At 67.2% G+C, this 23,507-nt stretch carries 22 protein-coding genes and 1 rRNA gene; 12 read left to right on the forward strand and 11 right to left on the reverse strand.

All coding sequences use genetic code 11. The annotated features are described in order from the left end of the window. Positions 1-47: 47 nt before the first annotated feature. From ACFVWG_RS22855 to ACFVWG_RS22875, 5 genes are all read right to left on the reverse strand, one after another. Positions 48-782, reverse strand: coding sequence for an SDR family NAD(P)-dependent oxidoreductase (locus ACFVWG_RS22855; protein ID WP_391545382.1), 735 nt, complete (start codon positions 780-782; stop codon positions 48-50). Between the two features lie 2 nt (positions 783-784). Then, positions 785-2,041, reverse strand: a complete 1,257-nt coding sequence (locus ACFVWG_RS22860) for a class I SAM-dependent methyltransferase (RefSeq protein ID WP_391545383.1) — start codon at positions 2,039-2,041, stop codon at positions 785-787. Then, positions 2,041-2,784 carry a DUF1365 domain-containing protein gene (locus ACFVWG_RS22865; protein ID WP_391545384.1) on the reverse strand — a complete coding sequence of 248 codons (744 nt, stop codon included), beginning with the start codon at positions 2,782-2,784 and terminating at the stop codon, positions 2,041-2,043. The genes ACFVWG_RS22860 and ACFVWG_RS22865 overlap by 1 nt, the downstream gene beginning before the upstream one ends. Further along, a complete protein-coding gene (locus ACFVWG_RS22870) occupies positions 2,778-4,046 on the reverse strand; it encodes an NAD(P)/FAD-dependent oxidoreductase (protein ID WP_391545385.1) in 1,269 nt (422 codons plus the stop codon). The genes ACFVWG_RS22865 and ACFVWG_RS22870 overlap by 7 nt, the downstream gene beginning before the upstream one ends. A gap of 74 nt (positions 4,047-4,120) precedes the next feature. Beyond that, positions 4,121-4,555, reverse strand: coding sequence for an SRPBCC family protein (locus ACFVWG_RS22875; RefSeq protein WP_391545386.1), 435 nt, complete (start codon positions 4,553-4,555; stop codon positions 4,121-4,123). Between the two features lie 159 nt (positions 4,556-4,714). Here ACFVWG_RS22875 and ACFVWG_RS22880 point away from each other — a divergent pair, with 159 nt between their 5' ends. Beyond that, on the forward strand, positions 4,715-4,858 hold the full coding sequence (locus ACFVWG_RS22880; protein WP_391545387.1) for a hypothetical protein: 144 nt from the start codon (positions 4,715-4,717) through the stop codon (positions 4,856-4,858). Positions 4,859-4,893: 35 nt separating this feature from the next. Further along, positions 4,894-5,919, forward strand: a complete 1,026-nt coding sequence (locus ACFVWG_RS22885; RefSeq protein ID WP_391545388.1) for a dipeptidase — start codon at positions 4,894-4,896, stop codon at positions 5,917-5,919. A 638-nt stretch (positions 5,920-6,557) separates the two neighbouring features. Here the strand turns inward: ACFVWG_RS22885 and ACFVWG_RS22890 are convergent. The 4 genes from ACFVWG_RS22890 to ACFVWG_RS22905 form a co-directional block, all read right to left on the reverse strand. Further along, entirely contained in the window at positions 6,558-7,382 is an 825-nt protein-coding gene (locus ACFVWG_RS22890) for an NAD(P)-binding domain-containing protein (protein ID WP_391545389.1), read from the reverse strand. Continuing rightward, complete coding sequence (locus ACFVWG_RS22895; protein ID WP_391545390.1) at positions 7,379-8,416, reverse strand: LLM class flavin-dependent oxidoreductase; 1,038 nt, start codon at positions 8,414-8,416, stop codon at positions 7,379-7,381. Before ACFVWG_RS22895 ends, ACFVWG_RS22890 begins: the two co-directional genes overlap by 4 nt. Positions 8,417-8,492: 76 nt before the next feature. Further along, a complete protein-coding gene (locus ACFVWG_RS22900) occupies positions 8,493-9,122 on the reverse strand; it encodes a nitroreductase family protein (protein ID WP_391545391.1) in 630 nt (209 codons plus the stop codon). Positions 9,123-9,165: 43 nt separating this feature from the next. Continuing rightward, the gene (locus ACFVWG_RS22905; protein ID WP_391545392.1) at positions 9,166-10,389 is read right to left on the reverse strand and encodes an MFS transporter; all 1,224 of its coding nucleotides are present in this window, start codon (positions 10,387-10,389) and stop codon (positions 9,166-9,168) included. 202 nt (positions 10,390-10,591) lie between these two features. Here ACFVWG_RS22905 and ACFVWG_RS22910 point away from each other — a divergent pair, with 202 nt between their 5' ends. Continuing rightward, positions 10,592-10,975 (forward strand): cysteine/serine endopeptidase inhibitor, encoded by a 384-nt coding sequence (locus tag ACFVWG_RS22910; protein WP_391545393.1) that lies wholly within the window; start codon positions 10,592-10,594, stop codon positions 10,973-10,975. 37 nt (positions 10,976-11,012) lie between these two features. Here the strand turns inward: ACFVWG_RS22910 and ACFVWG_RS22915 are convergent, their stop codons facing one another. After that, complete coding sequence (locus ACFVWG_RS22915) at positions 11,013-12,740, reverse strand: cation:proton antiporter (protein ID WP_391545394.1); 1,728 nt, start codon at positions 12,738-12,740, stop codon at positions 11,013-11,015. 299 nt (positions 12,741-13,039) lie between these two features. On the opposite strand from ACFVWG_RS22915, the gene ACFVWG_RS22920 reads away from it, so the two are divergent. From ACFVWG_RS22920 to ACFVWG_RS22960, 9 genes are all read left to right on the forward strand, one after another. Next, a complete protein-coding gene (locus ACFVWG_RS22920; protein ID WP_391545395.1) occupies positions 13,040-14,077 on the forward strand; it encodes a phytanoyl-CoA dioxygenase family protein in 1,038 nt (345 codons plus the stop codon). Then, a complete protein-coding gene (locus ACFVWG_RS22925) occupies positions 14,074-15,378 on the forward strand; it encodes a DUF6271 family protein (RefSeq protein WP_391545396.1) in 1,305 nt (434 codons plus the stop codon). The genes ACFVWG_RS22920 and ACFVWG_RS22925 overlap by 4 nt, the downstream gene beginning before the upstream one ends. Then, positions 15,375-16,589: a hypothetical protein gene (locus tag ACFVWG_RS22930; protein ID WP_391545397.1), complete on the forward strand. Its 1,215-nt coding sequence runs from the start codon at positions 15,375-15,377 to the stop codon at positions 16,587-16,589. The genes ACFVWG_RS22925 and ACFVWG_RS22930 overlap by 4 nt, the downstream gene beginning before the upstream one ends. Next, positions 16,582-17,076: a GNAT family N-acetyltransferase gene (locus tag ACFVWG_RS22935; protein WP_391545398.1), complete on the forward strand. Its 495-nt coding sequence runs from the start codon at positions 16,582-16,584 to the stop codon at positions 17,074-17,076. The genes ACFVWG_RS22930 and ACFVWG_RS22935 overlap by 8 nt, the downstream gene beginning before the upstream one ends. Further along, a complete protein-coding gene (locus tag ACFVWG_RS22940; protein ID WP_391545407.1) occupies positions 16,986-18,272 on the forward strand; it encodes an MFS transporter in 1,287 nt (428 codons plus the stop codon). Before ACFVWG_RS22935 ends, ACFVWG_RS22940 begins: the two co-directional genes overlap by 91 nt. A 132-nt stretch (positions 18,273-18,404) precedes the next feature. After that, positions 18,405-19,388, forward strand: a complete 984-nt coding sequence (locus tag ACFVWG_RS22945) for a phosphotransferase enzyme family protein (protein WP_391545399.1) — start codon at positions 18,405-18,407, stop codon at positions 19,386-19,388. Positions 19,389-19,444: 56 nt separating this feature from the next. After that, entirely contained in the window at positions 19,445-20,407 is a 963-nt protein-coding gene (locus ACFVWG_RS22950) for a hypothetical protein (RefSeq protein WP_391545400.1), read from the forward strand. Positions 20,408-20,499: 92 nt separating this feature from the next. Beyond that, positions 20,500-21,015 carry a SigE family RNA polymerase sigma factor gene (locus ACFVWG_RS22955; RefSeq protein ID WP_391545401.1) on the forward strand — a complete coding sequence of 172 codons (516 nt, stop codon included), beginning with the start codon at positions 20,500-20,502 and terminating at the stop codon, positions 21,013-21,015. Next, on the forward strand, positions 21,012-22,181 hold the full coding sequence (locus tag ACFVWG_RS22960; protein WP_391545402.1) for a hypothetical protein: 1,170 nt from the start codon (positions 21,012-21,014) through the stop codon (positions 22,179-22,181). The genes ACFVWG_RS22955 and ACFVWG_RS22960 overlap by 4 nt, the downstream gene beginning before the upstream one ends. A 1,083-nt stretch (positions 22,182-23,264) precedes the next feature. Here the strand turns inward: ACFVWG_RS22960 and rrf are convergent. After that, a 5S ribosomal RNA gene (rrf, locus tag ACFVWG_RS22965) occupies positions 23,265-23,382 on the reverse strand. Between the last annotated feature and the right edge of the window lie 125 nt (positions 23,383-23,507).

Here is a 23,507-nt window from a genome sequence, read left to right on the forward strand (position 1 = left end):
TCCTGCGGTGCCGGAGACAGGGCAGGCTCCGGCGCCGCAGGACGGAACTACTTCTTCGGCCGGAACAACCGTGCCCACAACCGATCGGGCACGAGCGGTGCCAGCTGCGCGAACACCTCCATCTGCCAGGGAAACACGATCCGCGCCTTCTGCTTTTCGATGCCGTCGGCAATCATTCTGGCGGCGACCGGCGCGGTCACCATGAACGGCATCGGGAACTGGTTCGTCTCGGTCATCTCGGTGTCGACGAACCCCGGGCAGACCGTCACCACGTCGATGCCCTTGGGCTGCAGGCCGACCCGCAGCGCCTCGAGCAGATTGATCTGCGCAGCCTTGGTCGCGCCGTACGCCTCAGCTCCAGGCAGTCCCCGCAATCCCGCGACCGACGAGATCCCCACGATGATCCCGGCGCCGGCTGCCTGCATCCGCGGGATGACCGCCTCCAGGCAGTTCGCCATCCCGGACAGGTTCACATCCAGATGCCGCTGGAACGACTCGGCATCGAACTCGGTCAACTGCTTCCAATAGCCGGCACTCAGTACGACGATGTCCAGCCCGCCGAGTTCCTCGACCACCCGGTGGGCAGCCCGGCGTACCGCAGCAGCGTCGGTGACATCGACCGGTACGACGGCCATCCGATCGCCGGCGAGATCACGTAGAGCGCTCTCCCGGCGGGCCGACACGGCCACGTGCGCGCCGCGAGCATCGAGCACCCCGGCCAGGGCAGCCCCGATCCCGGATGATGCACCGACGATCCAGACTCGGCGTCCGGTCAGCTCCATGGTCATCTCCTGGTCAGTGCGAATTGTGCGACGTTCAGGTACCCCGAGCGGAACCCTGCCTCGGAGTAGGCCAGGTAGAACTCCCACATCCGCCGGAACACCGCATCGAAACCGAGCTCCGCGACGGTCGGGGTGTTCGCGGTGAAGCGCTCTCTCCAGAGACGCAACGTGCGCGCGTAGTCCGGTCCGAAGTCGCGCTGACTGGCGATCTCGAGGCCGGCCGAGGCGGCAACCGTACGGATCGCCTCGCCGGACGGAATCAGACCGCCCGGAAAGATGTACTCGTGGATCCAGCCCTGGCTGTTGCGAGTGGCCAGCAACCGCTCGTGCGACATGATGATCGACTGCAGACCGAAGCGGCCACCCGGCGCAAGCAACCGGTTGACGGTCGCGAAGTAGGTCGGCCAGTACTCCTCACCGACCGCCTCGATCATCTCCACGCTGACGATCGCGTCGTACTGGCCCTGCACGTCGCGGTAGTCGCACAGTTCAACGTCTGCGTGGACACCAGCCTCGGAGATCCGCTTGCGGGCAAGGTCGCGCTGCTCGGCAGAGAGCGTGATCGAGTGCACCTCGGCACCACGCTGTGCGGCCTGGATCGCGAGCTGCCCCCAGCCCGTGCCGATCTCCAGCATTCGCGTGCCTGCCGTGACGCCCGCCAGGTCGAGGATGTTGTCGATCTTGCGACGCTGCACCATCGCGAGCAGCTCATGGTCGGACGGCGCTCGGTGGTGATCGTCGGCCGAGTCGAAGAGAGCCGCCGAGTAGGTCATCGTCGGATCGAGGAAGGTCGCGAACAGCTCGTTCGACAGGTCGTAGTGGTGCGCGATGTTGGAGCGCGCTCCGGCCCGATCATTGAGTCGAGCGATCGGCTGATCCACCACTCGCCGCAACCGCTGCAGCCCGCGCGGTACCAGCTCGGTGAGCTGGCGCGCGAACACCGTCAGCAGGTCGGCCAGGTCGGTGCCCTCGCCGGCCCGCCACTCCCCCGCCATGTACGACTCACCGAAGCCGAGCTTCAGATCCTTGCCGAGGCGATCGAAGAACCGGTCCGAGACCACCTCGAAGACCGGCTTCCCCGCGCGCACCGGGAGGCCACCCGGAAGCTGAACGGAGATAGCGAGTTGCCTGGTTGCGTGGTTGAAGACCTGGCGGGCCAAGGCCGCGCGAACAGGGTGGTGTGGAGTGCGAGCGACTCGAGGCCAGCGGGTGGAGTCGACGGTCGTAGTGACGCGGTCGGCGGCCTGTGAGGTGGACATCAGGCTCCTTGAGGTGGGAGGTGCGGCGGACGGTGGACGACAGGGAGACGGCGCAGCCAAAGGGCGATGCCGTGCAGACGGATCAGCAATGAGATCTGATGCGTGACGAAGGGGGTGCGCGCGGCGACGGCGAGGACGGTACGGCGGCTGGCCGGGCGCGGGTTGCCGGTAAACGTGGCACTGAATGCGCGCGTGCTGTTCTGGCGCAGGTTGATCGCGACCGCGACCCGGTCGGGTGTCAGGTCGAGTACCACCTCGTACATGCCCTCGACTGTGAAGAACGGCGACACGTAGAACGCTTTCTCGACCGTGAACCGGCCGTCCGCGGTCGGATGGGCCAGGTAGGGATGGCGTTCGCCGTACGTGTTGTGGACCTCGAGAACGACCCATCGCAGCGAGCCGTCCGACGCGAAACACCAGTACACGCTGAGCGGATCGAAGACGTAGCCGAAGCAGCGCGCGTTGGCGAGCATCAGCACCTGGTCGTCGGGTTCCAGCACCTCGTCCTGCGCGGTGACGAACGCCGTGAGGTTCTCGCGCAGGGAGCGCTCTCCCCCGTTCAGATGGTCAGCCGGCCGGAACGACGCGAACGGACGCATCGTCGGCAGCTCATCGATATCGACCAGCCACTGGTACGTGCGATAGCGGAAGCGCTGCCGTCGCGGCAACCGCCTCGTGTGCGCCACCCACCCGGGAACAATCGCGGGCAATGCAATCTCAGAACGTGAGAGAGCGCTCACCACGTGCCGCCGAACTTCTCTGCCGCCTCGACTCCCGAGCGACAACCGTCTTCGTGGAAACCCCACCCGAGGTGAGCACCGGCGAAGGCGAGCCGCGGCCCGCCGGCCGACCGCAAGGCCTGCGCCGCGGCAACCGATTCGGGCGTGAAGATCGGATGGGCGTACGTCATCCGCGCGACCGTCGCCGCCGGGTCGACCCAGCCGTCGGGGTTGAGCGTCACCAGGTACTGGTCGGCAGCATCGAGTCCCTGCAAACGGTTCATCCAGTAACTCACCAGCACCTGCGATTCGTCCGCGTGACAGTCGCGCAAGCGGTAGTTCCACGACGACCGTGCCCGCGCGCTGTCCGGCAGCACCGAGGCGTCGGTGTGCAGCCAGGTCGGGTTCACCGAATAGTCGAAGGCATCGAGCAATGACTTCTCGTCCGGTGTCGCATCGACGAGCAGGTCGTGCGCGGTATCCGCGTGCGTCGCGAGCACCACGCGGTCGAACGAGAGAGCGCTATCTGGCGTCACCACCTCGACCCCGTCGTCGTGCCGCAGCACCGCCCGCACCGGGGCCGACAGCCGTACGTCGCCGATCCGCTCGACGACACGATCGACGTACGTGCGCGAACCGCCGACGACCGTGCGCCACTGCGGCGAACCGCTGATGGCGAGCATCCCGTGGTGATCCAGGAACTGGAACAGGTACCGCGCCGGGTACCGCTCAGCCTCGGCCGACCCGCTCGACCAGACACACGACACCAGCGGGATCGCGAAGTGCCGGACGAAGTACGCCGAGAACCGTTGCGCCGCTAGGAACTCACCCCACGTGATCCCGGTATCACCGGAACGCAAGACTGAGAGCGCTTCGGAGTGGAACCGCCGTACCTCTCCCAGCATCCGCAGGAACCGCACGTCCAAGATCCGTCGCGGCTGGCTGAAGATCGACGCCGCGCCCCGGCCCCCGGCGTACTCGAGGCCACAGCCGTCGCAGCGGATGCTCATCGACATCTCGGTGGGCCGCGTCTCGACCCCGAGCTCGTCGAAGAGCCGGAGCAACTGCGGATAGGTCCGCTCGTTGTGCACGATGAACCCGGAGTCGACCCGATGCTCCTGCCCCATGCTGTCGGCCAGCGCATGGGTGTGCGCATGACCGCCCGCACGGTCGTCGGCCTCGAAGACCGTTACCCGGCAGGTCCGTCGTAGTAGATATGCAGCCGTCAGTCCGGCAACCCCAGAACCGATCACAGCAACGGCAGGGCGGTCGTCTCTCCTGGACACAAAGCTCCCTCGGCGCAGACAGTTCCTGTCCAGGGCCTTCGGAGCCGCCCGTCGTCCGGACGGGTCGGATCAGGTCAGAGATTTCCCAGTACGTCGCGCAGCCGGGCCGCCGCGTCGTCGCCGAGCTTCGCGAACTGCCGTCCCATGAACGGCACCACCAGCCGTGCCACACCGTGGAACTCGAACTCGGCCACATATGTGAGCTCGGTCTCACCCGCTGTCACCGGCCGCAGCGTGATGGTGTCGCGCGCAGTGACCGTCTTGTTCTCCCCACGGAATCGCAACCGCTCCGGTGCGGTCACCTCGTCGACGGTGTAGACCAGCGACGTCTCCCGGCCCCCGAACCGCGAGACATTGCGGTACGTCGTCCCCACGCCTCCGCCGCCCTCCAGACGCGTCGTACGTACCGTGCCGGGGTCCCACTCGACGGTGTTCTCGAAGTCCGCGAGATACCCGAACACGGCCTCCGCAGGCCGTTCGACCGTCATCACCCGCTGAATCGTCACCATGACTGCTCCTCACCGACCGGCCGCGTCGACAGGTCTCACCCGGGCCCGGTACCCGGCCCCGAACCCTGCGCCGGAGTCCCGGTTGCCGACCGCAACAAAATTGCGCGAAACGTTCGGGCCCTTCCCAACGATAGGGAGGCTGGAAGGGGGTGATCCGGTATGTGCGAAGTGACGCGCCGGTTGTTGGCACTGCTACGTCTGTTGGAGACAGACCGCACGCGACCCACGGTCGCGGAAGACGACGTACTGCTGGACACCACGTTCGGCCGCGCCTCGGCCGAGTTCCCGATCGACCGCTACTAGCGGTCGCCTCAGGGCCGGATTACTAGACTCGCGTCATGTCTCTGCACCAGGACGCCGTGGTCGTGGACTGCCACAACGACCTCATCCTGCTGGTCGACCACTTCGACCAGCGCAACCAGCCCGGCCACTTCAAGGACTTCTGGCTCCCCGAGCTGCGGACCGGAGGCGTCGACGTACAGATCCTGCCGATCTGCCTCGAACCGGCCTTCCAGTCCGAGGGCGGTCTGCGGCGCACCCTGTTGCTCGTCGAGCGCATCCATCGCCTCGCCGCCGAACACAGCGACGACGTGGCGGTCTGCGTGACCGGCGCCGAGATCGACGCGGCCGTCGCCGCCGGAAAGATCGCGCTCGTCATCGCGCTCGAGGGAGCGCACGGGATCGGCCAGGATGTCGCGCTCGTCCGCACGCTGCACCGGGTGGGCGTCCGGGTCGTGTCCATGGCCCACTTCGGCCGCACGTTCCTCGCCGACGGCAGTGGCCTCGACACGACCTCGCGGAGCCGCCTCACCCCGGAAGGCATCGAGGCACTGCGCGAGATGGAGGAGCTGGGCATCGTCTTCGACATCAGCCACCTCGGCCTCGGTGGCGTCGACGACGTGCTCGAACTCGCCACCAGGCCGTTCCTCGCGACCCACTCGGCCTGCCTCGGCATCACCGACAGCCACCGCAATCTCCACGACGACCACATCCGGCGGATCGCGCAGCTCGGTGGTGTCATCGGGGTGGCCGCGGCGATCCCGTTCTTCATCGACGCCCAGCACCCCACGGCCGACCGGGTCGTCGACCACATCGAGCGGATCGTCGAGGTGGCGGGCATCGACCATGTCGGGCTCGGTCCCGACTTCATCGACGACTACTACCAGCAGGTGTACGGCGGCTGGATCCTGCCGCCCGGCTTCGAAGCGACCACCGCCCACGCCGAGATCGCCCGTCCCTCGGACCTGCCGAAGATCACCGAGGCCCTGGTACGGCGCGGATTCGGCGAACCCGACATCCGGAAGATCCTCGGCGAGAACGTGCTGCGCGTCCTTCGGGACGTCATGGTTGCGGACCACGCTTGACGGCCGCCAAGACCTAGTCGCCGTCAGGCTCGGCTGCGGGGGCGTGGGGTAGCCGAGGCGGACCGCCAGCACTGTCTAACTCTGCGCGGCTCGGACACTTCACGCTCAACATCACCTGCACGAATAGCCGCACGAGAGGTTAGACAGTGGCACAGGTCCGGCACCCGGGGCGCCGGATACAACCCGGGGGTGTGCACCCCCTGCGGGGGCCTTGAACAAGTTATGCCTTGTTCACAGCCCCCATTTCCTGTCCCCACCCCAGCAACTTCACCTACTGCCAACGGTGAAACAGCACCCAGCCAGCACACCGGCCAACTGACCCACCACACGAAGAAGAGAGCGGTACGCCGCAACCGCCCACGAACTGGGTTCAGAAGAGCCCCATTTGGTGGGCTGACCCAACTGGTGATGGGTGGGCGAGCCGCCTGCGGTGGGCTCACCCACCACCTCGTGGGCCCGCCCCAAAGCCGGTTAGTTAGCGGGTCAGGGTTGGCGTCAACCGGCCTGCCGCCGAGCTGACGTCCGAAGGACCCGCGGGCCTGGTACGGCGTGTCTTCGGACGCAACCGGCGCCGGCGCTACACCCCGGAAACGACAACGAGATCTCCCCAGCCACCGGCCCGACTCGGTCGGCGGGTGTCAGGCGCGGGCCGTCCGGACCGCGAGACCTCGCGGCGACTCCGGGAAGCGGTCGAGCATCTCCTGGAGTTCCAAAGCGGTGACGTTGGCGCCGAAGGCTTCGGTGCCGGGTTCGAGCTGTACGCCGTCAGCCAGCGAACCGGCGATCACCGGGTCGAAGCCGAGGTCGTCGACGAGACCGGCCACCTCGGCCACCTCCAGCGGCGGACCGGCGACCGCGATCGCCTTCCGGCCGGGTGAACCGGCCGGCAGAGCGCCGTCCTCGAGATCGTGATAACCCATGTGATTAAAGGCTTTCACGACACGCGACTCGGGCAGGTACTCCTGGACGAGCTCGGACGACGAGGTCCGCGGATCGGTGAGGTCGTCGCGGATGCCGTCGACCTCCCACCAGTAGTTCATCGCGTCGATCACGAGTTTGCCGCGCAACGCGTCGACCGGAATCGTCCGGTACTTACCCAGCGGCAGCGCCAGGATCACCACGTCCGCCCGCGCCGCCGCGTCGGCCGCGGTCGTCGCGACCGCGCCGGGCGTGACGACTTCCACGATCAGCGCGATCTTCGAGACCGCACCGGACCCGGCGATCAGGACCGGATACCCGGCCGCGATCGCCCGCCGCGCCAGCACCGTCCCCACCTTGCCCGCGCCCAGGATCGCAAGAGTCGGCCGCCCCGGAGCCGAGCCGCCCGACCCCGCGTCACTCAGCGCCGCGTCACTCAGCCCTGCGTCACTCAGACCCGCGTCACTCAGACCCGCGTCACTCAGACCCGCGTCACTCAGACCCGCGTCACTCAGCCCCGCGTCACTCAGACCCGCGTCGCTCACGACTGCTCCGCGAGGATCTCGCGCACCATCGGAATCACCTTGCTGCCATAGAGTTCCACCGCCCGTAGCCGGTCAGCACCGGGTACCGAGCCGGACGAGTAGATCAGGTCGAACCGGCCGACGCCGAGCTTCTGGATCGCCCCTGCGATCCGGCGCGCGACGGTGTCCGGCGAACCGACGTACAGGGAACCGTGGGCGACCTCCGCGTCGAACTCGGACCGCTTCACCGGCGGCCAGCCGCGCAGCGCGCCGATCCGGTCCCGCATCACCTTGTAGCGCGGGTAGTAGATCTCCTTCGCCGCCTCGTCGGTGTCCGCGATGAAGCCCGGCGAGTGCATGCCGACCGGCTGTGCGACCGTGCCGAACTGCTCGGAGGCTCGCTTGTACAGATCCAGGTACGACGCGAAGCGCTCCGGCGAACCGCCGATGATCGCCAGCATCAACGGCAACCCGTAGAACGCCGTACGGACGACGGACTGCGGTGAGCCACCGACGCCGACCCAGGTCTTCAACCGGCCGGACTCGGTCTTGGGGTAGACGTCAGCGTTGTCCAGGGACGCGCGGACCGTACCTTCCCAGGTCACCGGCTTCTCCTCGAGGAGCCGCGCGAACAGTTGCAGCTTCTCCTCGAACAGCACCTCGTAGTCGGCCAGGTCGTACCCGAAGAGCGGGAAGGACTCGGTGAACGAGCCGCGCCCGAGGATGACCTCGGCGCGGCCGTTCGACAGCGCGTCGACGGTCGAGAACCGCTGGAAGACGCGCACCGGGTCGTCCGAGCTGAGCACGGTCACGCCCGAGCCCAGCTTGATCCGCGAAGTCTGCCCGGCGATCCCGGCGAGCACCGTCTCCGGTGAGGAGATCGAGTACTCCGGCCGGTGGTGCTCGCCGAGCGCGATCGCGTCGACGCCCAGCTCGTCGGCCAGCACGGCCTCCTGCACCACCTGCCGGATCGCCGCCGCATCCGACACCAGCTCACCGGTCGGACCCTCCGGCACATCCCCGAACGTATCGAGACCGAACTCGAGATCGCTCATCACCGCTGCTCCTGTTCCACATCGACAAGTCTAGGTTGACATGTCAACGCACAACGAGAGGGGGTCTATTCCGAGGTCACCACTTGTCGTAGTGGACGATCGGATCCAGGTCCTTGCGGGAGCCCGGCTTGAAGTCGGTACCGATCGTGTGCGCGACCGGGATCAGCACGCCCTGCCGGACATCAGCCGGTACGCCGAGCAGCTCCGCGACCTCCTGCTCGTACTTCAGGTGCAGCGTCGTCCACGTCGTACCGAGCCCACGGGCCCGCGCAGCGAGCATGAAGTTCCACGCGGCCGGCAGGATCGACCCCCACAGACCGGCCTGATTGCCCGCCGGCAGCTTCGGCGCGGTGATACACGCGATCACGAACACGGGCACCTTGCCGAGGTTGTCCCCCAGGTACGCCGAACTGTCGTACACCCGCTTCTGTACCGGGTCGGTCTCGGGCCCGCGCGCGGCCGCGTTCGCCGCGAAGTAGGCGTGCAGGGAGGTGCGGTAGTACTCGGCGATCTTGGCGCGCTTCTCCTGGTCGGTGACGACCAGCCAGTGCCAGCCCTGGCCGTTGCTGCCAGAGGGGGCCTGGGTCGCGATCTCGATGCACTCACGGATCAGTTCGGGCTCGACGGGCCGCTCCAGGTCCAGGCGCTTGCGAACAGCGCGGGTCGTGGTGAGCAACTCGTCCGGGTTCAGGTCAAGGGTGTACACGCGTGTCAGTGTTTCACCCACCAGGACCACCCCGCGACTCGTCTCATGTCGCGACGCCGACCCCCGGTACGGCGGCCGCCCGCGCCGCCGGATGACGCCGTACGACGACCGGTACGAACGCGCCCGCGATCCCGAAGATCGCCGCCGTGAGCAGCCACCCGGGCCAGCCCCAACTGACCGCGATCGTGGTCAGCACGAGCGGCGCAACCAGGTCACCCAGTTGGTGCCCCATCGCATACGCGCCCTGGTACTGCCCCTGCGCCCCAGGCGGCGCGAGCTCGAAACTGATGCCCCACCCACCCGCCGACTGCAGCATCTCCCCCAGCACATGCACGATCGCCACGACGATCAACAACGCAATCGTCACCGGCCCCGATGTCACATCGGTGATCGCCAGCACCGCGCACGCAGCCGCGAGCAGCAGCCCAGCACGACGACCAGCTCGCGCAGCACCAGCCAACTGTTCCGTCCCGCGTGCAGTGCGCATCTGCAACAGCACAACCGCGATCGCGTTGATCACGAGCAGCACCGAGATCATCCACCGCGGCGCATCGGTGGCCGTCACGATCCACAACGGGATCGCGAGCTGCGCCATCGAGTGATGCAGGTTCAGAATCCCGTCCAGTACGACGAACGCGAGGAACGGCCGGTCTTTCAGCGCGGTCAATCCCGATGGCCCGGATGCGGCGGCGACCCCGGCGACCACCGGCACACCGAACTGGATCACCCCGGCCGTCAGGACGTAGGTGACCGCGTTGGCGAGCAGCGCACCGACGTACAGGCTGGGCTTGTCGAGCGCGAGAACGATCCCGGCGAGCGCCAGGCCGACGCCCATCCCGATGTTCGTGGTGACTCGCATGACCGCGCGGGTCCGCACCCGCTGATCGGCCTCCGCCAATCCGGCGATCAGCGCGCCCTTCGCACCACGCTGCCCGGAGTCCGCGATCGCGGTCACTCCGGCCACCGCGACGTACATGCCGAACGAGTGCACCTGGGTCAGCGCGCTCATCGTGATCGCCTGCAGCAGGAGGAATCCGACGTACGCGCGGTGAGGTCCGAGCCGATCGGCGACCACGCCCAGCGGCGTACTGGCGATGAGCCCGACAATCCCCGCGATGGTCAGGCCGATCCCGACCTGGGCGACCGACAGTCCCACGACGCGCGTCAGGTACATCGCCCCGATCGCGGCGTACACACCGTTGCCCAGTGTGTTGACGAGGGTCGCGATGATCAACCGGCGCACAGCCGGCGAGAACGAGGTGGTCACCCCCTGACCCAACCTCATGACGGCACCGGCGGCCATTCGATTGCGGGATCCCCGCAGTCCAAAGCCCAGCAGTCCAAAGCCCAGCAAGACGAAACCTGCGGGGCGAACCACAGGGTTCGGGCATGACTCTTGCCCCGCCCCACCGGCTCCCGATCAACTGAACCCGCAACGTTCCCTCTACGCCCCCGAGAGGAAATCACCCATGAAGAACAAGGTCGCGAAGCTCTTCGGTGCCGCAGTCGCAGTCGGCGCCCTCAGCCTGGGCACCAGCACCGCTTTCGCCGTCAACGGACAGGCCAGCTGGTACAACGATGCCGGGTACGGCGCCTGCGGTACCCAGATCAACGCCAACTCCGACTGGCTCGTCGCCGCACCGGCCGCACTGTGGACGACGGCCAACCCGAACAACGACCCGCTCTGCCAGCGGTCCATCCGGGTCAACTACAACGGCAACGTCATCACCGTGCCGATCCGCGACAAGTGCCCGTCCTGCCCGAGCAACAAGATCGACCTGAGCCGGCCCGCGTTCGCCAGCCTGGCCAACACCGACGTCGGCATCATCAACATCAGCTGGGAGATCGTCTAAGTTCCCAGACCGGTGGTGCGGCTGGGCCGCCCACCGGTCAGGCCGGCTTGAAGCGCCGCTCGATCGAGTCGATCATCGCCTCGACCTGGCGGAAGGTGTCCGAGCTGTAGGCGCCGATACTGCGTTCGGTCCCCAGCGCATCGCGCATCGCATCGAGGTAGCGCCGTTGCACAACGGCCATCTGCTCGAAGCTGTCCGGCTTCGCCGCAGCAGCTGCCGGAAGTTGCCGGCTGGCCGAGACGAGCCGCGGAATGATCCGCTCCTTCATCGCTTCGACCATCTCCGGATCGAGCGGCTCACCGCCGACCGTCTGCTCCTCGAGCGGGCCCATCGCATCGATCGCCGACTCACCGATCCGCCGCAGCAACGCCTGCGTCGCATCCCGCTTGTCCTCCGGGCTCTCGGACTCGAACTTCAGCCGCGCGATCACCCACGGCAGCGTCAATCCGAAGACCACCAAGGTGAAGAGCGCAACCAGGAAAGCAGCCAGTACGACGGTCGCCGCCTGCTTGGTGTCCGCCGGAATCGTCTGTACGGCGGCCACTGTCACGACCCCACGCATTCCCGCCCAGGCCAGCACGAGCATGCCGCGCGACGTCAGCGGTTCCCGCTCTTCGAACTCCACATCCGCCCGGCCACGGGCCAGCCGATGCCGGGCCCAGGCGAGCCGCGATTCTTCCCGCTCGCCGTCCGGGTTCATCGCATCGAGCTTCTCTTCGAACTGCGTCAGCCGCGTCCGCTGCTGCTCGTTGCGATCCCCACGCCCGAACCGGCCGGACAACGCCGGCCATGCCAACCCGACGAATCGCAGCACTACCAGGAGTCCGACCACGATCAGGACCAGCGCGGCCATCTCCCCAGCCGTGGTCTCCTCCCGAGCCGCATCCACCAACTCGGGCAACTGGTAGCCCATGGCAAGGAAGACCGCGCTCTCCAGGACGAAGCTGACCGTCGTCCAGGTCGTTGCCTGCGTCTGCCGATCACGGGCACTGAATCGCTTACTACCAAGGACTCCGGTCAAGAGCCCAGCGATCACTACAGCGAGTACGCCGGACGCGTTCAGCTCCTCGGCCGGGAAGTAAGCCAGGAAAGGGACCGCGAACGAGATCGTTGTGTTCAGCACCGGATCGTCGAGGCGCTGCCGCAGCAGAACGGTCAGTAGGCCGACCACCCCACCGATCAGCCCGCCGCCGAGCACCGCCCACCCGAAGTCGAGAACCGTGTGACCGAGGCTGAATCCACCACCAGCAACGCCGATCGCGGCGATCGCCGTCCGCAGCACCACGAGCGCGGAGGCGTCGTTGACGAGACTCTCACCCTCCAGCACGATCATCACGCGCGGCGGCAGGCCGACCCGGTGCCCGATCGCCGTCGCCGCGACCGCGTCGGTCGGACTCACCACCGCACCGAGCGCAACACCCAGGGCGAAGGAGATGTTCGGGAACACGGCATGCACCACCGCGCCGATCGCGAGCGCCGAGACGATCACCATCACGACCGACAGCCAGCCGATCAGCGACAGGTTGCGCCGAATGTCGAGCACCGGCAACTGCACCGCCGAGGAATACAGCAGCAGCGGCAGGACCCCGGCCAGCACGATGTCCGGTTCGAGGTGGATCGTCGGCGTACTGGGCAGGTAGCTGGCTCCGATGCCCAGCGCAACCAACAGCAGTGGCGCGGCGACTCCGGTACGGCGGGCGAACACCGAGGCCGCAATCATGATCGCGAGCCCGGCTCCGGCGATGAGCAAGAACTGATGGTCCACGCCAGGACTCTAGGCGCTCGGTCGTCGATTACAGCGGAAGGACCTCGACCGGACGCGGGCCGATCCGCCCGAGGCAGCCGCGTCCAGGGGTGGGCGGCTCCGGCCGCCCGCACTGCCCTTCCCGGCGGTCTTAACGGGCAGTTGATATCAGCATGAGAGCGCTCCCCTCGCCAGGTCAGGACTTACTTTGCTAAGGTTCCTGCGGATACTTAGGTAAGGTTCCTGCGAAATTCCCGTGAAGGACAGCTCCGGCCGAACTGAACCGGTTTGGCCGACCGACCGTACTGGGGACGAATTCCATGTCGAATGCTGAGACCCACCGTTATCGCGCCGCGTCGAAAGTGCCTTACGAGAGCGCTGACGCGGACACCTATCTCGCCGCGACTCCGCTGCGTGACGTCCAGAAATCCCTGCCCCTGCGCGCACTCTCCGGCGCCGACTACGAGCACTGGCAGACCTACGGCTACACCATCGTGAAACAGGCGATTCCGCACGCCGCGGAACTGCTCGAGTTCGCCTTTGAATTCCAGGGCCTGACAGCAGACCAGCCGGACACGTGGTATCCGGAGCGTGAATTCCGTTCCGACCTCGACCGCGATCTCTACATCTACGGATTTGTCGAGGCGTACCAGCATCAGCTGATCTGGGACAGCCGCCAGGCACAGCGCGTGTACGACGCCTTCGCCGACGTCTGGGACGCCGAGGAGCTGTGGGTGACGCTCGACCGGCTCAACCTCAATCCCCCGAACTTCGGCAACCGCGACCGGGCGCTGATCCCGGCTACCGAGACCGGCTTCGACATCGATCTGCACTGGGATGTCGACAGCACCCTCGACGTCCTGCCGCAGCGAGTCCAGGGCCTCATCGCTCTGACCGACACGACCGCCGACAGCGGCGGTTTCCAATGCTGCCCCGAGTTGTTCCGGCAGTTCGAGAGCTGGCGTGCCGAGCAGCCGCTGGACCGCGATCCGATCCGACCCGCCATCGATCGGAACGAGTTCCCGGTGATCCGCCCACGCCTCGAGGCCGGTGACCTGCTGATCTGGAACGGGATGCTCGCCCACGGCGTCGCCCCGAACCGGTCCGCGGACAAGGTCCGGTCCGTGCAGTACCTGTCGATGATGCCCGCGCTGGAGTCCCATCAGGAGCTTGTCGACTCGCGCGTGAAGTCCTGGCGCACGCTCAGTACGCCGGAGTGGAACCAGACCCTGGTCGGTGACCCGATCAAGCACGAATCGCTGCGGTACCCGACCGCCGAGCTGACCGAACTGGGCCGCAAGCTGCTGGGCCTCGACTCCTGGCACAGCGCGGGCTCCACTGGAGAGGACACGAAGTGAGGCGGATCTGTCTGGCGCTGCCCACCGACCGGGCGTGCGCTCCGATGCTGCGCGAGCTGGCCGAAGAGGCGGCGTACGCGGTCTCGAACTTCGAGGTCGAGATCGCACTGCTGATCCTGGACTCGAGCTCGCCGGCCGACTTCGGTGACCATGTCCGGGTTCTGGCCGAGCTGCCGCTGGCACCGGGTGTCGAGGTCGTACACCTCGACGAGTCCGCGCAGAGTGTGTTTCTCCAGCAGGTGATCAAGGATGCGGGCGTCGCCGAACCCGACCGGATCCTGCACCTGATGCTCCCCGGCATCCGCTCGTACGGCGCCTGTACCAACCGCGCCTTCGTGATCGCGGCGGCGCTGGGCTGCGACTCCGTGCACCGGCGGGACTCCGACTGCACCTACCAGGAGCTGGACGGCGCGAAGATCTTCCCGATCCATCACGAACTCACCATCGGTACGACGGCCGCGGCGGCCCGGGACCGGGTGTCGACGATCGAGCTCGGTCCCGACAGCGACGACCTGCCCGTGGTGATGGCAGGTGCGTCGTTCATCGGCGACATGTCCGTCGACATCGACGACATCCGGCAGCGCGATCCCGAGATCTATTACAACGTTGTGAGCCTCTGGGCGCCCGGCGACGCGACCGAGGCCGAGAAGCGCGCACTGGTGGCCGAGTCGTTCACCGGCGCGGGAACGGCGCCGTTCGTCGCCGACCAGTCGGCTTTGACGGTCGTCGACCCGTTCCGTGTCGACATGTCGAACATCGCCTTCCACCGGATCCAGGAACAGGTGCCGTTGCCGCCGGCAACCGACACGATCGGCAGCGACTACTTCCTGATGCATCTCGTGCAGGACGCCGGACTGCCCGGCGTACTGCACAACCGGCACATCGTGAACCTGCACACCGGCGAACGAAAGACCGACGCCGGTTTCGCGTCGTACCAGCTCGCACTGACGAAGTTCTTCCTGTCGATGCTCTATCTCTGGGATGTCTATGCGGGCCTGGGCAAGGCCGGTAGTTCGCTGCGCGACGACAAGGGCGATGTCGACGCCGCGGCTGTGGCCGAGATCGTCCGGCGGAGCATCGACCTGCCGATCGACGAGAACGTGGATCGGCTCGATCGGCTCGGCGCTGCCTACGAGCAGCTGGGCGGGCGGCACGCCGCTTTCGCCGGGACGCTCGTCGAGCGTCGCGACCAGTTGCTCAGCGAAGCGCGTCAGGACATGGACGACTTCGCCGTACTGATCGATGTCTGGCAGTCGTTGATCACGGCAAGCAAGTCGGCGGGAGCTGGTCTCCGCCCATGACCACGATGTTGAGTGATCGGCTGCGGACCGCCTTGGAGCTCGCAGCCGACGATCAGATCATCTTCGATCTGGGCGGGATCGAAGCGGCGTACAGCCTGCTGACCTCGGAGCTGCCGGAGCTCGCGATCCGGTTCGCGATCAAGGCGTGTCCGGTCGACGACGTCCTGGCGACGCTGGCGCGGCGTGGTTCCGGATTCGATGCCGCGAGCCCCAACGAGATCGTGCAGGCACTGGCGACCGGCGTCGCGCCGGACGAGATCCATTACGGGAACACGGTGAAGTCGGACCGGAACATCGCCGAGGCCTACCGGCTCGGGATCCGGGACTTCGCGACCGACAGCGTTCCCGACGTCGTCGGGATCGCCGCGAGCGCGCCGGGATCGCGGGTGTTCTGCCGGTTGGGAACCACTGGTGAGGGCGCGTTGTGGGGCCTCAACCGCAAGGCCGGCTGTTCGGTGCGGGACGCGTTGATCGTGATGTCGATCGCCCGGGCTCAGGGGCTCGTTCCTTCGGGGCTGTCGGTTCATGTCGGGTCGCAACAGATGACGAGTGCGGCTTGGCAGGACGCCTTCGACCAGTTGGCGTTCGCGATGACCGAGCTGGCCGACGTGGGGATCCAGATCAACCGGATCAACCTCGGCGGCGGGCTGCCAGCACTGGGCTACCTCGACCGCGCCGGTACGTCGCTGGAGCCGTCGATGGCCGAGCTCTTCGACACCATCCGGACCGGGATGAAGCGGTTGCAGGAGATCGCCGGGAGCACGGTCGAGTTCATCATGGAGCCGGGGCGGCATCTCGTCGCGGACCACGCTGCGATCCGGGCGCACGTCGTACGGCTGACTTCGCGAGAGCAGCCGGACGGTGAGCGGGAGCAGTGGTTGTACCTCAGCTGCGGGAAGTTCAACGGGCTGTACGAGGTCGACCAGGTGCGCTACCGGATGGTGTTCCCGACGCATCCGGAGGGTCTTCGGGTCCCTGCGGTCGTCGCCGGGCCGACGTGCGACAGCGACGACGTGTTCGGTCAGGAGCCGACGCCGGCCCGGGTACCGGAGGCGATCGTCTCTGGTGATCCGGTCTGGATCCTGTCGTGTGGGGCGTACTCCACGAGCTACACAACCCAGCAATTCAACGGGTTCGAGCCGCTGCCGGTGACCGTGCTGCCGGAAGAAACCCATGCTGCAGAGATCCATGCTGTCGAGATTCATGCTTGAGACAGTCTTCGTGCGGCCGATCGGCGATGCCGATTGGCCGCACCTGGCCGCGCTGGAGCACACGTCGTACGGACCGCTCGGTCTCTCCGAAGGTCAGAACGCGCTGGAAACCTGGGGAGCGCTCTCTCCGCGGACCTGCTTCGTTCTCGGAGCGCCGGGTGAGGTGCGTGCGTACGTTCTCTCAATGCCCTTCCGGTACGGCGGCTATCCCGAGCTCGGGACGTCGACCGGGGTCTGGACGGGTTCGCCCAACCTGCATCTGCACGATCTTTCGGTCGCCCCGGCCTTCCGCCGTACCGGCTTGGGGCGACACCTCGTCGAGCATCTGACCTCGGTCGCGAGATCGCTCAGCTACCACCGGATCTCGCTGATAGCGCTCTCCGGCACGTTCCCGTTCTGGTCGTCCAACGGCTTCCGCCCCGATCCGGCCGTCCCCGCCCCCACTGGTTACGGCGCCAACGCGCGCTACCTGACCAAGGTCCTCTAGAAAGGGCTCTCCGCATGCGTGACGAGTTCCGCCGCTCACAGCTGTCCATCGCTGCACTCTTCGGCTTCCTCGGTTTCCAGTACTCGACCTGGGCCGCCCGGATCCCGATGCTCAAAAGCTCCCTCGACCTCTCGGCCGCCGAGGTCGGGTTCCTGTTGCTCGCCACGGGTATCGGGGCCGCGATCGCGTTCCCGATCGTCACGTTCCTGATGACCCGGCTGGGTTCGCGGCGGCTCGCACTGCTTGCCTGTCTGGGGCTCACGCTCGTGCTGCTGTCCCTGGCCGTCGTACCGAATCAGCCGATCGCGCTGGCGGTGATGCTGATCGACGGCGTCCTGGTCGCGTGCCTCAACGTCGCGATGAACGCGCAGGGCACGGCGCTGGAGGTGAAGTACGAGCGGAACACGATGGCGAAGCTGCACGCCACCTTCAGCGGAGGCATCTTCGTCGCCGCACTGCTCGCCTCCGGCGTCACTGCTGTCACGACGAACCTGCTGACCCACTTCGTCATCGGCGCAGCCGTCCTGGTCGCACTCATCGTCTTCGCCTCCGGCGGCCTGCTGCCGACCGACCTGCCCACCACCGAAAAGCAGGCCACCGAGAAACAGGCCAAGGGCAAACTCACCATCCCGACGGGCACCATCGCCTGGCTCGCGGTCGCCATGGTCTTCGGCACCGTCGTCGAAGGCGCCATGAACGACTGGTCCGCCCTCTACCTCCGCGACATCATCGGCGCCCCGGCCGCAGTCCTCCCCCTCGGCATCGCCGTCGTCTCCGCCACCATGCTCATCACCCGCCTCTTCGCCGACGCCCGCCGAGCCGCCTGGGGCGACCGCCAGGTAGTCCTCGCCGGCGCCACCATCGCCGGTACCGGCCTGGCGCTCGCACTCCTCATCGGCGGCCTCGTCCCCACCCTCATCGGCTTCGCCTGCGTAGGCCTAGGCATGGCCGCTGTCACCCCCTGCCTCTACGCAGCCGCCGCCAAACAAGGCCCCAACGCCCTAACCCTCGTAGCCACCATGGGCACCCTCGGCCTGCTAGCCGGCCCACCCGCCATCGGCGCCCTCACCAACGCCACCACCCTCCTCTACGGCATGGCCGCCGTAGCCCTCTCCGCCTACCTGGTCACCGCCTGCACCACCCAAATCACCTGGACCAAATCCCCCACCACCCACCCAGTCCCCGCCCCCGACTAACCGCCGTACTGCCTGAGCGCGAAGGTCGGCGTACCGGTTCGGTTCGAGCGGTACGCCGAACGCAGCACCTGGTAGTGCCTCAAGGGGCAAATTCGGTCGTGGCGGGTGAATTCGCGGAGCTACGCTCCTTGGGTGGCTGAGCTCGAGTCGAAGCGTGCGCAAGTGGCGCGCATCCGTCGTACGGCGGTGTGTGCGCTGGCGGAGTATGTGATCGACGAGCCGCGGCTGACGTTCATCGCGCATGGGGAGAACACGACCTTCCGAGTGGACTCCCCCGACGGCCGCTACCTGCTCCGCGTGCACCGGCCGAACCGCCACGGCCCAGGCGTCGACTCCCGACAGGCAGTCGGTTCGGAGTTCGACTGGTTGGCCGCCCTGCAAACAGACACCGACCTGCAGGTCCCCGCACCGATCCGCACCCGGACCGGCGACTGGACTACGACCGCCGACGACCTCGTCTGCTCGGTTCTCGGTTGGCAAGACGGTCGCATGCAGGCGAACCACCCGCGCCCCGTCCACTTCCACCGCCTAGGCGCCGTACTCGCTCAACTCCACAACCACACCGCCACCTGGACCCCACCCACCAAACTCGTCCGCATGCGTTGGGACTGGGAGACGTTCTTCGGCAACACCATGGAGTACGGCGGTGTCTCCGCGGCCGACTGCTGGGACCTGCTCCCCGCCCCGGTCCGCGCCCAGTTCGACGAGATCGCCCGCCGGATGCGAACCGTCATGGCGGACCTCGGTACAACCTCAGACGCGTTCGGCCTGATCCACGCCGATCTCCACCTGGAGAACGCTCTCTTCGCCGCCGAAGCCGTTCACGTCATCGACTTCGACGACTGCGGTCTCGGCTACTGGCTCTACGACCTCGCCGTACCGCTGTGGGACAACCGCTACCGCGACAACTATCCCGACCTCCGCGCAGCGCTCCTCAAGGGGTACGGCGAAGTCCGCGAACTGCCCGACCTCACCCACCTCGACGACTTCATCGCCACCCGCGATGTGGCGTTCGGACTCTGGTTCGCCGGCATGGCACAGGTGAACCCGGCCTTTGCTGCCGATCTGGACAAGACCATGGACTACATCCGGCGCTCGCTCGATCAGCTCCTGTAACTTCGCCTCCACGCACGCACGCCATGATGGGGTCACCACCATGGAAGGTAGGAAGCATGACAGAGGTTGAGCCGAGCACTGAGTGGCACGAGGTCGTCGGAGCTGACGAGGAGGATCGGCACCAGGAGCAGGCGGCTGGATTCGTGGCCATGCAGCAGCGGAAGTCAGGCAAGTTCGGCGTCGGGCGCGCGCTGCACCGACGGCAACTGGCGGCTCTCCGGGCTCAGCTGGGGGTCGTCGACGGGTTGCCGGAGTACGCACGGCAGGGTCTGTTCGCCGTACCGGCAACGTATGAGGCGTGGCTGCGGATCTCGAACGGCGGCTTCAACGTGGCAGCTGACAAGGCGCCCGACGTCCGCGGGTTCTCGATCAAGGTGCGGGGCGTGACCGGGCAGGGAGCGCTGGGCGGAGCGGCCAAGAGCCAGGACTTCGCGCTGATCAACCACGAGCACTTCAGTTCCGCGACCAGCAAGGACTTCAGCGGCGTCGTCCTCGCGACAGGCAGTACGCCGGGTGGTGCGATCCGACGGCTCATCAGCGCACCTTCACTGATCCCGAAGGTCCGTGAGGTTGTGGTCGGGATCCGCGAACCGTTCAGCGGGTTCGCCACGCACGACTTCTTCAGTGCGGCACCTGTTGCCTTCGGCCCGTACGCCGTTCGCGTCCGGCTCCGGGCTGCTTCCGATCAAGTCGACAGCACCGCGTCGGAAGACTGGAGTGCCGACCTCTACCGCCGGCTGGCCGTGGCACCGCTCGTCCACGAGCTCCAGGTCCAGTTCTTCCAGGACGAGGCCACCACGCCGATCGAAGACGCCTCCGCGAGCTGGTCGACGCCGTACCTGACCGTGGCCCGGCTGACCATCCCGCAGCAGGAGCCCGACGAAGAGTTCGCCAAGACCGTCGAGGACTCCCGCTTCGACCCATGGAACGCGCTGGTCGACCACCGCCCACTCGGCGAGGTCATGCGCGCCCGCAAGGTGGCCTACTTCGCCAGCCAGCAAGCCAGAGGCGCCAAGTAGCGGTTTCGCCGGAAATTCTGGCCGTAACACCCAACCCTTTGCAGCCGTCCTCCCATCAGGGAGGGTAGACAGACATCCGAGGGGGACGAGATATGGCCGACTCGACTGCGTTCGCCGAGTTCGCGACCAGTAGGCATGGCGCGCTCTTCCGGTACGCCTACCTGCTGGCCGGGGACCGCGGTCTGGCCGAGGACCTCGTCCAGGAAGCATTGGTGACGACGTACGTCAGATGGCACCGGCTCCGCGATCCGGACAACGCCGAGGCGTACACGCGCCGGGTCATCACCACCACAGCGATCGGCTGGTGGCGCCGGAAGTCGTGGCGCGCCGAACGGCCGCACGACGACGTACCCGATCGGCCGGCCGACTCGACGGCCGCCGACGATTCGACCGCGCGGGTCTGGCTGTGGCACGAACTGCAGCAGCTGGCGCCCCGGCAACGGGCCGCGGTCGTCCTGCGGTACTACGAGGACCTCACCGAGCCGCAGACAGCCGAGATCCTCGATTGCAGCGTCGGGACCGTGAAGAGCCAGGTCTCCGACGCGCTCAAGAAGCTTCGTGCCCGGTTGGGGGCCGACGTCGTGCTGAAGGCAGGAATGAGCGAATGAACAACCTCCTCAAGGACACCCTGGCCGAACGCGCCGCCGGCGCCGAGCCGCCGCCGCTCGACCTCGACGCCATCGTTGCGGCCGGCAACCGCCAGATCTCCCGCCGGCGCACTCTCGGCGTCCTCGGCGGCGCGGTCGCGGCCGCCGCCGGCGTGATCGGCACCGCAACCGTCGTCCGCCCGCGCGAGTCCCAGCCCCAACCGGCCAAGCCGGTCTCGTTCGCCGAGCGCCGCGTCACCTACGCCGTCGGCAGCACCATCCACTACGGCGACGAGCTCCTCTCCGTGGCTCCCCACACGATCGCCGCCTTCGTCCAGACCGACGCCGGCTTTGTCTTCCTCGACGACAGCAACAACATCTACGTCGCCGACCGCTCAGGCACCCGGAAACTGGGCACGGCCAGTTGGGAGCTCATCGCGGACTTCCGGGGCAACCTGGTCGGCTGGACCGACCCAACGAAGCTCCCCAACGAGTCAGTGGTGTATGACGTCGCCGCGGGCCGGGAGCTCGTACGGACCGCGATCGGCAACAAGATCGGGCCGCTCGTCGACCTCGCCTACGGCCCCCGGATGATCGCGATCGACGGCGGCACAGCGTACTTCGACACGGCCCACGGCCCGTACCGCTGGGACATCCAGGCGAACCGGGGCGAGCCGCTCGCGGGCGTGGGGGCGAACGGTGTCCGCGCGGTAGCGGCCGGGCAGATCGTGTTCCAGCAGCCACTCGAGCAGCGCCCGCCCGCGGTGAACCTGACGATCGCGAAGACCGTGACCGAGAAGCCGTCGGTCCGCTTCGTCGGCCAACAGGCGTTCCCGTCCCCCACGGCGGCGTATCTGGTGACCCAGCCGGACGACGCGCGGCTGGACGTCGAGCCGGCGTGGGCCAAGCTGCACCTCGCGGACACCGCATCCGGTCGCCGCATCGCCCTGCCGGACCAGACCTACTCCAAGTTCTACTTCGGCCAGTGGACCGACGACGAGACCTGCACCATCGCGGCCGAACACCGCCAGACGGGCGTGCTGGACCTCCTCGTCGTCAACGCCCGCACCGGTGCCACGAAAGTCGCGGTGCCGCACTTCGCCACGATCCGCTTCAGCACGACGCCGCCACGCGTGGCGTCCTTCGCCCTGCCGAGCGGACGGGAGGTCATCGACCTCTTCGCCTAGCCGCTCCTGGAACGGCTAGCCGACTGAATCCGGCAGACCGACGCCATCGACGACCTGACCGTTGTCGAGCTCGCCCTGTACGGCGGTGATCTTCGTACCGGTGGTTCCTACAGGCCCCGGTCACGTCCTCACCGCGCTGCCAGAACTTCCACACCCGCTCGTGGAGGCCGGCGTCCTGCGCGAGCTCACCGCGTGCGGGCCAAGCCCCGAAGTCCAACCTGACTCCGGTCATTTGGGTTGGTCCCTGAGTCGAGCAGCCGAAGGCTGCAATTCAAACACCTCCGGACGACTCCTCGTGAAGGTCGTCCCGCCGGACACTTTGGCCAAGGTGGGGCGAGCAGCACGCCATGGTCTGGTTCTGGCCCGACGGCGGTCCGCCAGCACTGACCAAGTCGTTGTCCGGCTCGCTTGAGCCGAGGGTGGCCGAATGTCCGGAGCCGGGTTTGGTCGGTGGCGTAGGTCCCGGTGTACCGGCCAACGGGTAGTGGTCCTCAGTTATCCGTCGGCGACTGTCTTGGCACGCGGGTCGATACGTCGCTGAACGAACCACTACCCGTCCGTCGGTACACCGCGGTGTTCCGGACGCCCGGGCCATCACAACCGGCCGGCACCTCGCGGCGCAGGCGGGCAACCGGCCGAACGAACCACTGGTGATGGCCTGGCCGACCGCCAGCACCGTCTAACTCTGCGCGCCTCGCGCGATTCACGCTCAGCGCGCCGTACCGGACGGGTCAGGAACGCACTTGGACGGTGGTGCAGATCCGGGCCCGCGCCCGACCTTCTGAGTGGCCTCAGCTCGCCTGCTCGGACAGCATCGTCGCAGGTCAGCGCCGTGGATGGGTTTGGATGCACCGAGGATGACCGAAGTCAGGAGCTCACGGCGTGCGGGCCAAGTCCCGAAGTCCAACTTCGACGTGTGGCGCCACAGATCGGCCGGTGCCGCCGACAAGCCGCTGACGGCGCTGACGATCGGCTGCTCGCTGACGGCTGGAGAGGCAGCGGCAGCATCGTTACGGCCAGACAAATGTGCCCGGACATATGTTAAGGGCCACCCCTCGCGGGGTGGCCCTTAACAGTGTGAAAGTCCGGCGGCGTCCTACTCTCCCACGACCTCCCGGTCGCAGTACCATCGGCGCTGAAGGGCTTAACTTCCAGGTTCGGAATGGAGACTGGGTGTTTCCCCAACGCTATGACCACCGAAACATCTATTAAAATATCAACAGCCCACACAAACCGGGGGTCCTGTTCATATTCTGTGAACCGTACAGTGAACGCGAACATCGTTACATAGCGCAGTCTAGGATTGCCGCTCACCACAAGGGTGAG

Source organism: Kribbella sp. NPDC058245, from assembly GCF_042882005.1.
Taxonomy (GTDB): Bacteria; Actinomycetota; Actinomycetes; order Propionibacteriales; family Kribbellaceae; genus Kribbella.

Excerpts from the sequence above, each read along its gene's own strand:
- ACFVWG_RS22855 (WP_391545382.1), bottom strand. The coding sequence starts at position 782 with ATGGAGCTGACCGGACGCCGAGTCTGGATCGTCGGTGCATCATCCGGG.
- ACFVWG_RS22860 (WP_391545383.1), bottom strand. The coding sequence starts at position 2,041 with ATGTCCACCTCACAGGCCGCCGACCGCGTCACTACGACCGTCGACTCC.
- ACFVWG_RS22875 (WP_391545386.1), bottom strand. The coding sequence starts at position 4,555 with ATGGTGACGATTCAGCGGGTGATGACGGTCGAACGGCCTGCGGAGGCC.
- ACFVWG_RS22880 (WP_391545387.1), top strand. The coding sequence starts at position 4,715 with ATGTGCGAAGTGACGCGCCGGTTGTTGGCACTGCTACGTCTGTTGGAG.
- ACFVWG_RS22885 (WP_391545388.1), top strand. The coding sequence starts at position 4,894 with ATGTCTCTGCACCAGGACGCCGTGGTCGTGGACTGCCACAACGACCTC.
- ACFVWG_RS22895 (WP_391545390.1), bottom strand. The coding sequence starts at position 8,416 with ATGAGCGATCTCGAGTTCGGTCTCGATACGTTCGGGGATGTGCCGGAG.
- ACFVWG_RS22910 (WP_391545393.1), top strand. The coding sequence starts at position 10,592 with ATGAAGAACAAGGTCGCGAAGCTCTTCGGTGCCGCAGTCGCAGTCGGC.
- ACFVWG_RS22920 (WP_391545395.1), top strand. The coding sequence starts at position 13,040 with ATGTCGAATGCTGAGACCCACCGTTATCGCGCCGCGTCGAAAGTGCCT.
- ACFVWG_RS22930 (WP_391545397.1), top strand. The coding sequence starts at position 15,375 with ATGACCACGATGTTGAGTGATCGGCTGCGGACCGCCTTGGAGCTCGCA.
- ACFVWG_RS22935 (WP_391545398.1), top strand. The coding sequence starts at position 16,582 with ATGCTTGAGACAGTCTTCGTGCGGCCGATCGGCGATGCCGATTGGCCG.
- ACFVWG_RS22950 (WP_391545400.1), top strand. The coding sequence starts at position 19,445 with ATGACAGAGGTTGAGCCGAGCACTGAGTGGCACGAGGTCGTCGGAGCT.
- ACFVWG_RS22955 (WP_391545401.1), top strand. The coding sequence starts at position 20,500 with ATGGCCGACTCGACTGCGTTCGCCGAGTTCGCGACCAGTAGGCATGGC.
- ACFVWG_RS22960 (WP_391545402.1), top strand. The coding sequence starts at position 21,012 with ATGAACAACCTCCTCAAGGACACCCTGGCCGAACGCGCCGCCGGCGCC.